10 protein-coding genes are annotated in these 10,315 nt (G+C 72.0%); 8 read left to right on the top strand and 2 right to left on the bottom strand.

The window, feature by feature from the left end; all coding sequences use genetic code 11:
• Nucleotides 1-213 precede the first annotated feature (213 nt).
• From ACFVXA_RS07225 to ACFVXA_RS07200, 6 genes are all read left to right on the top strand, one after another.
• Nucleotides 214-1,200, top strand: a complete 987-nt coding sequence (locus ACFVXA_RS07225; RefSeq protein ID WP_383746364.1) for a serine/threonine-protein kinase — start codon at nucleotides 214-216, stop codon at nucleotides 1,198-1,200.
• A complete protein-coding gene (locus ACFVXA_RS07220; protein ID WP_390024104.1) occupies nucleotides 1,187-1,651 on the top strand; it encodes a hypothetical protein in 465 nt (154 codons plus the stop codon). The genes ACFVXA_RS07225 and ACFVXA_RS07220 overlap by 14 nt, the downstream gene beginning before the upstream one ends.
• Before the next feature lie 116 nt (nucleotides 1,652-1,767).
• On the top strand, nucleotides 1,768-2,832 hold the full coding sequence (locus ACFVXA_RS07215) for a hypothetical protein (RefSeq protein WP_383746367.1): 1,065 nt from the start codon (nucleotides 1,768-1,770) through the stop codon (nucleotides 2,830-2,832).
• Nucleotides 2,833-2,991: 159 nt separating this feature from the next.
• Nucleotides 2,992-3,753, top strand: a complete 762-nt coding sequence (locus ACFVXA_RS07210) for a hypothetical protein (protein WP_383910315.1) — start codon at nucleotides 2,992-2,994, stop codon at nucleotides 3,751-3,753.
• Nucleotides 3,754-3,756: 3 nt separating this feature from the next.
• The gene (locus ACFVXA_RS07205) at nucleotides 3,757-4,563 is read left to right on the top strand and encodes a PP2C family serine/threonine-protein phosphatase (protein WP_383746371.1); all 807 of its coding nucleotides are present in this window, start codon (nucleotides 3,757-3,759) and stop codon (nucleotides 4,561-4,563) included.
• On the top strand, nucleotides 4,560-5,738 hold the full coding sequence (locus ACFVXA_RS07200) for a hypothetical protein (protein ID WP_383910313.1): 1,179 nt from the start codon (nucleotides 4,560-4,562) through the stop codon (nucleotides 5,736-5,738). The genes ACFVXA_RS07205 and ACFVXA_RS07200 overlap by 4 nt, the downstream gene beginning before the upstream one ends.
• 78 nt (nucleotides 5,739-5,816) lie before the next feature.
• Here ACFVXA_RS07200 and ACFVXA_RS07195 read toward each other — a convergent pair whose 3' ends face one another.
• Together ACFVXA_RS07195 and ACFVXA_RS07190 are read right to left on the bottom strand one after the other, a co-directional pair.
• On the bottom strand, nucleotides 5,817-6,296 hold the full coding sequence (locus ACFVXA_RS07195) for a hypothetical protein (RefSeq protein ID WP_383910310.1): 480 nt from the start codon (nucleotides 6,294-6,296) through the stop codon (nucleotides 5,817-5,819).
• 103 nt (nucleotides 6,297-6,399) lie between these two features.
• Nucleotides 6,400-7,611: a pyridoxal phosphate-dependent aminotransferase gene (locus ACFVXA_RS07190; protein ID WP_362031584.1), complete on the bottom strand. Its 1,212-nt coding sequence runs from the start codon at nucleotides 7,609-7,611 to the stop codon at nucleotides 6,400-6,402.
• 126 nt (nucleotides 7,612-7,737) lie between these two features.
• Here ACFVXA_RS07190 and ACFVXA_RS07185 point away from each other — a divergent pair, with 126 nt between their 5' ends.
• Both ACFVXA_RS07185 and ACFVXA_RS07180 read left to right on the top strand, forming a co-directional pair.
• On the top strand, nucleotides 7,738-8,469 hold the full coding sequence (locus tag ACFVXA_RS07185; RefSeq protein WP_383910308.1) for a hypothetical protein: 732 nt from the start codon (nucleotides 7,738-7,740) through the stop codon (nucleotides 8,467-8,469).
• A gap of 46 nt (nucleotides 8,470-8,515) precedes the next feature.
• On the top strand, nucleotides 8,516-10,282 hold the full coding sequence (locus tag ACFVXA_RS07180; RefSeq protein ID WP_362031580.1) for a P-loop NTPase fold protein: 1,767 nt from the start codon (nucleotides 8,516-8,518) through the stop codon (nucleotides 10,280-10,282).
• The last annotated feature ends 33 nt before the right edge of the window (nucleotides 10,283-10,315 follow it).

Raw genomic sequence — 10,315 nt, 5'->3', positions numbered from 1 at the left:
CCCCTGGACAGGGGCGCGGGGAACTGCGCGAACGGGGTCTGGGGCGGAGCCCCAGGTACGGGACGGGCAGGGGCGGCGGGGGCGAAAAACTCTCAGACCCTCGCGCCTCGAACGTAATCCCGCCCCCCATTTCCGTCATCACCTCTGCCGGGCGCGGCGTTTCGCGGGACACTCGGGACATCCTGCAACGAACCCCGAAATGAGGTGAGCGGGGTGCGCACACCGGTCAGCGACCCCCTGAAGATAGGGCCGTACCGCATCGTCGGACGACTCGGCTCCGGCGGAATGGGATGGGTGTACCTCGGCCGTTCACCGGCCGGCCGCGAGGTCGCGGTGAAGGTGGTCCGACCGGAACTCGCGGCGGAGGCCGAGTTCCGCGAGCGCTTCACGCGCGAGGTCGCCGCCGCCCGCGTGGTCAGCGGCGCGTACACCGCCGCCGTGATCGACGCCGACACCCAGGCCGAACTGCCCTGGCTGGCCACGATGTACGTGCCCGGCCCCTCGCTCGCCGAGGCCGTCCGCACGGACGGCCCGCTCCCCGAGCCGCAGGTACGACGGCTCGGCGCCGGCCTGGTCGAGGCGCTCCAGGCCATCCACGGCGCCCGTGTGGTGCACCGGGACCTGAAACCGGCCAACGTCCTCCTCGCCTCCGACGGGCCCCGCGTCATCGACTTCGGGATCTCCCGCGTCGACGGCGCCCCCGGGCTCACCCAGGTCGGAGTCGTCGTCGGCACCCCGCCCTTCATGTCGCCCGAGCAGATCAAGGGGGCGCCGGTGGGCCCGCCGAGCGACGTCTTCTCGCTCGGCGGGGTGCTGGTGTACGCGCTGACGGGCCGCCCGCCGCACGGCAGCGGGGAGGCGGTGCGCTACCGGGTCGCCCTCGCCGAGCCCGAACTCGACGGCGTACCCGCGTCTCTGCGGGAGCTGATCGCGCGCTGTCTGGCCAAGCGGCCCGAGGACCGGCCCCCACTGGACGTCCTGCTCACCGAGTTGCTGGAGCGGACGCCGAAGTCGGCGTCCTGGCCGCCGCCCACCGTGGCCCACAGCATCAAGGTGCGCACCCGCGACCTGGCCGGCCGACGCAGGCAAGGGACGAGTGTGTCCGTGCCCTCCTGTCTGCTGCTGCACGCCCAGGCGCTGCTGGACGCGGGCCTGACCGACGCGATGGTCGCCGAGGCGGTGGGCCGTGGCGGCGCCTGAGTCCCTTCCCGGCCGAAGCCAGGAGACCCTTGAAGTCGGCACCCATTGGCGGCAGTTGGTGCAGAACTGGGTGACGCGGCGGAATTACCACACCGTGACCGACACCGTTTCCCTGTCCATGCAATTCGATCTCCAGGAAACGGGACGGATGGTCACGGTGAGATTCATGACCACCAAGAGGCTCCTGGTCGCCTTTGCGACCGACGGCCACTTCCTGCGCCAGGATCAACTGGCCGTCGCCGCGGCGGCGTCGAACGCGTGGAATACCGAACAGCTGAATCCCATGCTGTCCGTGTGGGACGTACGGGGTCCGCGGCCCTGTCTCGCGGGGGTCTGCGATCTCCCGCTGACCTGCCGTATGACGCAAACGGATTTCGATGCTTTGGCCAGTGATTGGGTGGAACGGGCGCGACAGATGTTCACCCGCTGCCATCAGGTATTCAAGTTGTAGAAGTGAAAACCGTCGTGTGCCCCGACCTCTTCCGGGCGCACGCCGGTTGCCGCCACTATGGGCGGGTGCCTTTCAGGGCCACGGGGGTGTGCCTTTCAGGCCACGGGGGGATTCCCATGCGGCGTTCGCTGTATTTCACCGTGCTTTTCGGGACGCTGGTCGCGCTGGTGCAGGCGGGGGCGCCGGCTTCGGCCGACGCCGCGTGCGACCAGGACTTCGCGGCCCGGCTGCGGTGCTGGTCCGACGGCATCGACAAGGGCACCGTCCTGGTCACCCTGGACGGCGCGGTGCCGTTCGACGGCACGGCGCCGGACCGCAAGGCCTTCGAGAAGACGGTGTGGAACAACCGCAGGCACCTCGTGGTCGAGGTTCCGGCGCGGCACAGCACGGGCCCGGGTGGCACGGCACTGCTTCTGCTGGCGGACACCGGCTGGGTGGCGCCGGACGCCACGATCGATCCGCTGCCGAAAGACGCCCTGCCGGAGCTGAAGGCCGCCGGTGCCTGCCAGGTGAAGAACGTCAGCGACCTGTGCACACGGCTCACCGACGGCCCGCTGAAGGGCAACGACCTGACCGGGGCCGCCCCTGGCCTCTACGGCCCTCTGAAGGCCTACTCCATCGCCACCCACGCCGGGCCGCCCCCCGCCTCGCCCTCCCCGTCCAGAACCACCACCAAGAAGGCCGGGGACCCGAAGCCCCACACCTCGGGCATGGACACCACCACCACGATCCTCGCCGCCCTCTGCGTCCTGCTGCTCCTCCTGCTCGCCCTCCTCCTCTTCCTGATCCGCCGCTCCTCCCGCGCGGTGGGCACCCTGTCCCGCCGGGCCCTCGCCGCGCCGGGCGTGGGCGCCGTGTCCGGTGGCGGCACCGCCGCGCACACCCGTACGCCCGACGAGAGCACCACCCGTCTTCGGATCACGCCGACCCCCCGGCACGGGCGCCGGGTCGGGAACGTCCCGGGCCCCGCCAAGGCCGCCGTCGTCCGCACCGAACTGCACCCGCAGGGCTATGTCGAGCTGGACCACGTGCTGTACCGGGCGGTGTGGGCCGAGCCCGGACGGCCGCCGCCCGCCCCCGGCGGACTCGTCGACGTCACCGACGCCCGGGAGCGGGACTCCGACGTGCTGTACGCCTTCCCGCCGACCACCGGACGGCACGCCAAGGGCGGCCGGCCCTGAGCCACCGGCACCCGGCGTCAAGTCACCGACACCCGGCGTCAAGTCACCGGCACCCGGCGTCAAGTCACCGACCCCCGGCGCCAGGACAACGGCGTCCGGCTCCGCGCAAGGGCACCCGCCCGGACAGCGGTCCCCGCCCTGAGACCAGGAGACACACAGATGCACAGCGAATACCCGCCCACGCTGCCGGCGGAGTACGCCGACATCGAGTTCGAGAACAACGCGCAGCGCCTGCCGCTCGTCCTCTGCCTCGACACCTCCAGCTCGATGGCCGGAGCGCCCATCCAGACGCTCAACAACGCGCTCCTGGAGTGGACCCGGGAGCTGCACGACGACGTCAGCCTCAGCTACAGCGTCGAGGTCGCCGTCGTCACCTTCGGCGGCCAGGGCGTCGCCGCATGGCGCGGCCCCCAACTCCTCGCCCCGCGTGCCCCGGTGAGTCCCTTCGTGCCCGCCCACACGTTCCGGCCGCCGCAGCTCACCGCCGCCGGGGTGACCCTGATGACGGAGGCGCTGGAGCTGTCGATGCACATCTTGGCGGCCCGCAAGGCCGAGCTGCGCGCCTCCGGACTCCAGTACTACCGGCCGCAGATCTGTCTGGTCACCGACGGACTGCCGACCGACGCGACCGGCCATCTCACCGACTCCTGGCACCGGTTGATCCCGGTCCTGGCCGAGGAACAGCGGGCCCGCCGCTTCCGGCTGTACGCGATCGGGGTCGGCGGCATCACCGACCGGGGCGAGCAGGTGCTCCAGGCGTTCGCGCCGAAGTTCAACGCCCGCCTGCAGGGGTTCCCGTTCCGCGAACTGCTCCAGATGATGTCCGCGAGCGCGAACGCCGAGCAGAAGGGCGCGGGCGACGAGGTCTTCGAGAAGATCTTCAGCCAGTTCAAGACCCAGCGCCCGGCCTGGGAATCCTGACCCATGGCCGGGGCGGAGAAGCGCGAGTCGCCGTGGCGGATCCACGGCATGAGCGTCGAGGGCTACCGGCACCGCCGTCAGGGCCTGCCCTGCCAGGACGCCTGCGCGTACACGGCGTCCGCGTCCGTGGCCGTCCTCGCCGTCGCGGACGGCGCGGGCAGCAGGCCGCGCTCCGAGGAGGGCTCGCGGCTGGCGGTGGAGCTGGCGGTGGAGCAGTTCGCGCGCCGGGCGGCCGCGGCGGCGGACCGGGGGCCCGGTGCGGCCGTGCACGAGCTGCTCGAGGACGCCTTCCACGACGTCAGCAAGAGGTTCCTGGACGCCACCGGCGCCGACGCCGCCGACTTCGCCACCACCCTGACCGTCGTGGTGCTCGCGCCGGGCTGGCTCGGCCATCTCACCGTGGGCGACGGCTTCGTCGTCCTGCGAGCCGGTACGGAGGACGGGGAGCGGCAGTTCCATCTGCTGCCGCAGGCCAAGGCGGCCAGCGAGTACAGCAACGAGACGGTGTTCCTCACCTCGCCGGACGCGGCCCGCTGGGTGCACACCGACTGCGTCGTCGACGACGGGATCGACGGCGTCCTGCTGTCCACCGACGGACTCGTGCAGGCCGCGCTCAACCGCTCCGGGGGCGGCGCGCTGTCCCCGAACACCTCCTTCGCCGACGCCGTGTTCCGCTCCCTCGACGCTCCCGGACCCGTGACCGACAGCGCCCACGAGGGCCTCGCCACCCTGCTCAGGTCGGACCGCCTCACCGCCCTGAACGCCGACGACAAGACTCTGCTGCGGGCCGTGCGCAAGGCGCGGCCATGAGCGGCCGCACGGTGTTCCTGGACGGAAAGCCCGTCGTCCTCGCCGAGCTGCCGCTCAAGGGCGGCGGCCAGGCGGCCGTCTTCCCGGTCGTCGGCGACCACGGGACCGTCGTCAAGCTCTACCGCGAACCGCCCGGCCCGGAGCAGGAGCGACGGCTGGTGCGGATGCTGACCATGTCGCCGCTCGCCGCCCGCCCCACCGACGCCACCCAGCCGCCCGAACTGGCCTGGCCCACCGCCCTCGCCCGCGGCCCGCGGGGCGAGTTCCTCGGCTACGCCATGCGCCGCTTCGGCGAGCCCCAACACGTCCAGCTGATCGGCCTGTTCACCCGCGCCCAGCGCCTGAAGCTCTTCCCCGACCGGGCCGACTGGCGCTTCCTGCTCGGCGTCGCCTGGAACCTCGCCTTCATGACCGCCCGCATGCACTACGACAACCTCGTCATCGGCGACTTCTCCAGCAGCAACGTCGTCGTCGACGCCAACGGCTTCGTCACGTTCCTCGACTGCGACTCCATCGCCTTCAACGACCCCGTGACCGGGGAACTCTTCCCCTGCCTGATGCACACCACCGACTACTCGTCCCCCGAGCGCCAGGCCGGCGGCCCCGCCACCCGTGCCACCGACGACTTCGCCCTCGCCGTCCTCGTCTACCAGCTCCTCACGGCCGGCAACCACCCCTTCGGCGGCGTCCCGCACGACAGCGCCTCCGAGTCCACCGTCAAGGACAACATCGCCGCCAGCTGCTCCTACGTCGTACGCCCCGAGCTGGTCGTCATCCCGCGCGGCACCATCGACCCCTCCGTGCTGCCGCCCGGCCTGCTCGCGTTGGCGCGCGCGGCGTTCGGGCCCGGCGTGGTGGACCCCGCCGCGCGGCCTTCGGCGGAGGCCTGGCTGAGGGCGCTGGACCAGGAGCGTTCCCGGGTACGACGGTGCCCCGGCCGGCCGTTGCACGCGTACGGCTCCCACCTCACGGCCTGCCCCTGGTGCGCCCGGGCGTCGGTCACCGGCCACGACGTGTTCAACCCGCCCACGACACCGCGGCCGGTGCCCCAGACAGTTCAGAGGCCCGGATGGCAGCAGGAGCAGGAGGCGCCCGGCGCGCAGCACACGGTGCTCAAGGCCGCGGTGCTGGTCGTGCTGCTGATCATCCTGGTCCTCATCGCGACGACCCTGTGAGCACGCGGTGTATGGCTCCCGGTCCGCGCGTCGCTGCGGGTGCACGCGGACCGGGGCCGTAAAGGGGAGCCCGAGGGCTCAGCGGGACGCGAGCTCGCGGGGCTCGGCGGCGGGCTCTGCGGTGGAGGTGGCCGACTCTGCGGCGGACGCCGCAGTCGCGGCGGCGGCCGACGCGTGGGCGTCCATCCGCTCGGCCGCCAGAATCGCGGCGGCCGTGTCCGCGCGGGACGCCGCGACGACGAGAGCGCGCCCGGCGAGGGCGTGCGCACGGTGGTGGAGCGCGGCGAGGCGCGGCTCGTGTGCGGCGGGGGACGGCGAGGACCGCACGGGAGTCGCGCCGTCGCGGAGCCGGGAGACCTGCCCGGCGAGCCGCTCGGCGGCCGCGTTCAGGCCGGCGGACGGTGCGAGCGCGCGGATCTCGTCCGTCACCGCGAGCAGCGCCGCGAGGTGACCGGCGAGCTGGATGTCCAGCTCCTCCTCGCGCGAGCGGTGGGGGAAGTCGGAGGGCGCGGCGCCGGCCATCGTGTGGACCGACTTGGTGCGGATCGGTTCGTACATGGGATGGCCTCCTGTGCGCTGACAGGAAACCATCCTAGCTTGGATTTCGTCTAAAGTTGAGCCAGGTCGCAAAATCGGTCACGGCAAGCACACAGCGTGAGCGTCACGGCTGGCTGTAGCCGTCCAGGAAGTTCCCGATCCGGGTCACCGCGTCGGTCAGGTCCCCGACCGTCGGCAGCGTGACCACCCGGAAGTGGTCCGCCTCGGGCCAGTTGAAGCCCGTGCCCTGGACGACCATGATCTTCTCGCGGCGCAGCAGATCGAGGACCATCACCCGGTCGTCCTTGATCTTGAAGACCTGTGGGTCCAGGCGGGGGAACAGATACAGCGCGCCCTTCGGCTTCACACAGGTCACGCCCGGGATCTGGGTGAGCAGGTCGTACGCGACGTCCCGCTGTTCCTTCAGCCGGCCGCCGGGCAGCACCAGGTCGTTGATCGTCTGACGCCCGCTCAGCGCGGCGACCACGCCGTGCTGGCCCGGCATGTTCGCGCACAGCCGCATGTTCGCGAGGATCGTCAGGCCCTCGATGTAGGAGTCCGCGTGCGCGCGCGGGCCGGAGATCGACATCCAGCCCACCCGGTAGCCGGCCACCCGGTACGCCTTCGACATGCCGTTGAAGGTGAGGGTGAGCAGATCGGGGGCGACCGCGGCGGTCGGCGTGTGCGTGGCGCCGTCGTACAGGATCTTGTCGTAGATCTCGTCGGAGCAGACGAGGAGGTTGTGGCGCCGGGCGATGTCCGTGAGCCCCCGGATCATCGCCTCGTCGTAGACCGCGCCCGTCGGGTTGTTCGGGTTGATGATGACGATCGCCTTGGTGCGGTCGGTGACCTTGCGCTCCACGTCGGCGAGGTCGGGCATCCAGTCGGACTGCTCGTCGCAGCGGTAGTGCACCGCCGTACCGCCGGAGAGCGAGACCGCGGCGGTCCACAGCGGGTAGTCCGGCGCGGGGACCAGCACCTCGTCGCCGTCGTCCAGCAGGCCCTGCATGGCCATCACGATCAGCTCGGAGACGCCGTTGCCGATGAAGACGTGCTCGACGTCCGTCTCGATGCCGAGGGTCTGGTTGTGCATGACCACGGCGCGGCGCGCGGCGAGCAGGCCCTTGGCGTCGCCGTAGCCGTGCGCGGAGGAGACGTTGCGGAGGATGTCCTCCAGGATCTCGGGCGGGCACTCGAAGCCGAAGGCGGCCGGATTGCCGGTGTTCAGCTTGAGAATCCGGTGACCCGCGGCTTCCAGCCGCATCGCCTCCTCGAGCACCGGGCCCCGGATCTCGTAACAGACGTTGGCGAGCTTCGTCGACTGGATCACCTGCATGTCCGTGAGCTTACGGCCGCGTAACGCATCGCGGGGCGTGTTTTCCACCACGTGAGACGTGGCTGTTTGATCGGGTTTGTCCGCCCGCTACGCCGTGAGCCCCCGCGCTCCCTACAATGCGCGCCCATGTCCTGGCAGACCGGCGACCCCGACGCCCCGCCGAGGGTGTACCTCCCGCGGAGCGACGGCGAGGCGCCCCCGGCCTATGAGGCGTACGCGGATCCGGCGGAGGCGCACGGCTGGCAGAAGCGGTACGGGGAGGATGACGCCGGCGGCCGGGAGGCCCACGGAGACGGCGACACCGGCGGCCCTGAGGCCCACGGAGACGGAGACGGCGACGACACCGTCGTGCGGCCGTCCGCCTCCGGTCGGCCCTCCGCCCCCGGTGATCCGGCGGGACGCCGTGAGCGGCTCGCGCGCCGCCGGCGTGCGCGGCTGCTGCGCCGGGTGGCCATGGCCGCCGGGGCGGTGTGCGTCGTGGTCCTCGCGGTCGTGATCTCGGGAGCCCTCGACTCCGGGCCGGGCGAGGGGACGGGCGGTACGGCGGGGCGGACGGCCGGGCCCTCGGAACCCGCCGCGCGGTCCAGCGCAGCCACGGAGGGCGCCGCCGCGACGAGGGGTGCGTCCTCGGCGGGCCCGTCGCCGACGGCGTCCTCCGGACCGTCCCGGCCGGCGGCGAGCGCGGGCACCGCCTCCCCGGGCGCGTCCACGTCCGCGAGCGCCTCCCGGGCCCCCGCGTCCACGGCCCCCGCGACCTCCCCCGCGTCCACGACCGCCACGGCCACCTCCACCGCGGGGGCGGGCGGTCCGGGCAACTCCAACGGCCACGGTCAAGGAGCCACCAAGAGGCCCAAGTAGCCGCCGGTCCTAGTAGGTTGGCCCTGCCGCGAGGGGGAGGCAGGGCATGGAATTCTCGCTGTTGAACGACGAGCCGGTGGCGGGGCCGGCGGAGGATCTCCTGGGCACGGGCCGGGCCGCGCGGGAGCTCGCCAAGCTGCTGCACGACTCGCGGGGCGCGACCCCCTTCACCCTGGCGGTGGACGCCGGGTGGGGCATGGGCAAGAGCAGTCTGATGCGGCTGGTCGACGCGGAGCTGCGGACGCGGGAGGGCGTCCACACCGTCTGGTACAACGCCTGGACCTCGACCGGCGCCGACGCCCTCGAAGGCCTGATCAAGTCCGTCCTGATGCGGTTCGACCGGCGGGTGCTGCGGCGGGCGCTGCACCGGGTGTCGGAACAGCGGGCCCTGATCGGCGCCCTGCGCGCGGCGCTGACCCTCGTCTCCGGGCCGCTCGGCGTCGCCGCCCTGGTCGACCGGCTCTGGCGGGACCTGTCCGTCGACGCCCGGTCCCGCAACGCCATGCGGGACGCTCTGCGGGACCTCACCGCGGAGTGGGCGGACTCGACGCCGTACGAGACCCGCCGGATGCTCGTCGTCTTCATCGACGACCTCGACCGCTGCTCCGAGGAGACGGTCCTCGCGGTGTGCGAAGCGGTGAAGGTGTACCTGGACGTGCCGGGGCTGGCCTTCGTCATCGGGTGCGACCGCTCCGCGCTCGGCCCGAGCGGGCTGCTGCGGGACCTGTCTCCGGCCGGGTCCGCGTTCATGGAGAAGATCTTCCAGACGAGCTACCGGGTACCGGTGCCGGGAGTCGACGGGGTCAAGGAGTACGTCGGCCACTGTGCCGAACGCTCCGGCATCCAGGACCTGCTCGGCGAGAGCCTGGTCGAGCTGATCGCCGACCGCTCCTCGCGGAACCCGCGCCGGGTCAAGCGGATCATCAACGGGTTCGGCCTGGAGTGTGCCCTCAATCCTGTGTGGCAGCCGTTCGGTTCGGAGGCGGTGATCCGCATCCTGCTGCTCCAGCAGCTCTACCCCGACTTCTACCGCACGCTGCTCGCACGCGACGGAGCCGATGTGCACGCGGCTCGCGAGTTCCTCCGCTACCGCACGGCGCGGCGGGTGCTGAGCCAGCCGTTCGCCCGGCCGCCCGAGGACGCCTGGACGACCACGGTGAGCTGTCTGACGGCGTACGACTTCGGCGCACCGGCTCTGGCGCAGCCCGAGGACTGGGGCACTCTCCTCGCCCAGCTGGAGGCGTATCTGCCCACCGGGTTCCCGGAGTTGGCGCTCGACCAGAACTTCGTCCGGCTCATCGAGGAACTGATGGGACTGGCGGAACTGGACGATCTGGTGGTGCAGTTGCAACAGGGTGCCCCGCCGCTCGCCGAGACCCGCCCGGAGGTGCCTGCGGTGCCGGGAACGGTGGGAACGCCGCGCACCGCCGCCCCGTACGCCGGGATGCAGGTGCTGTGGATCGACGACCACCCCGAGCGCAACGACGTGTTCGTCGGGCGCCTGGAATCGCAGGGCGCCAAGGTCTGGATCGCCACGGACCGGGATCGCGCCGAGCACGTCCTCGGCGTCACCCGTATCGACCTGCTGATCTCCGACGTCCAGCGCGGGCTCGACCGCGACGCGGGCCTCACCGACCTGCAGGGCTGGCGGGAGCGTGAACGCTACGAAGGGCCCGCCGTGTTCTTCACCAGCCGCATCACCCCGAACCGCGAGGTCCGGGCGCTGGAGCTCGGTGCGGTGGTCGCCACGAGCGGGGAGACGCTCGCGCGCTGCGTCGACTTGGCATACGAACAAGCCGACCGTCAGGCCTGAAACAACTCCTTGCCCCTCAACCCCCCTCCCCTC

Source organism: Streptomyces sp. NPDC058246 (assembly GCF_042881985.1).
In the GTDB taxonomy this organism is placed as follows: Bacteria; Actinomycetota; Actinomycetes; order Streptomycetales; family Streptomycetaceae; genus Streptomyces.
Note: the sequence above shows the minus strand (reverse complement) of the source record. Positions and strands in the feature narration are given on the sequence as shown.

What these genes read in the sequence shown, in the direction of transcription:
- ACFVXA_RS07215 (WP_383746367.1), top strand. Translation starts at nt 1,768, where the DNA reads ATGCGGCGTTCGCTGTATTTCACCGTGCTTTTCGGGACGCTGGTCGCG.
- ACFVXA_RS07210 (WP_383910315.1), top strand. Translation starts at nt 2,992, where the DNA reads ATGCACAGCGAATACCCGCCCACGCTGCCGGCGGAGTACGCCGACATC.
- ACFVXA_RS07205 (WP_383746371.1), top strand. Translation starts at nt 3,757, where the DNA reads ATGGCCGGGGCGGAGAAGCGCGAGTCGCCGTGGCGGATCCACGGCATG.
- ACFVXA_RS07200 (WP_383910313.1), top strand. Translation starts at nt 4,560, where the DNA reads ATGAGCGGCCGCACGGTGTTCCTGGACGGAAAGCCCGTCGTCCTCGCC.
- ACFVXA_RS07195 (WP_383910310.1), bottom strand. Translation starts at nt 6,296, where the DNA reads ATGTACGAACCGATCCGCACCAAGTCGGTCCACACGATGGCCGGCGCC.
- ACFVXA_RS07190 (WP_362031584.1), bottom strand. Translation starts at nt 7,611, where the DNA reads ATGCAGGTGATCCAGTCGACGAAGCTCGCCAACGTCTGTTACGAGATC.
- ACFVXA_RS07185 (WP_383910308.1), top strand. Translation starts at nt 7,738, where the DNA reads ATGTCCTGGCAGACCGGCGACCCCGACGCCCCGCCGAGGGTGTACCTC.
- ACFVXA_RS07180 (WP_362031580.1), top strand. Translation starts at nt 8,516, where the DNA reads ATGGAATTCTCGCTGTTGAACGACGAGCCGGTGGCGGGGCCGGCGGAG.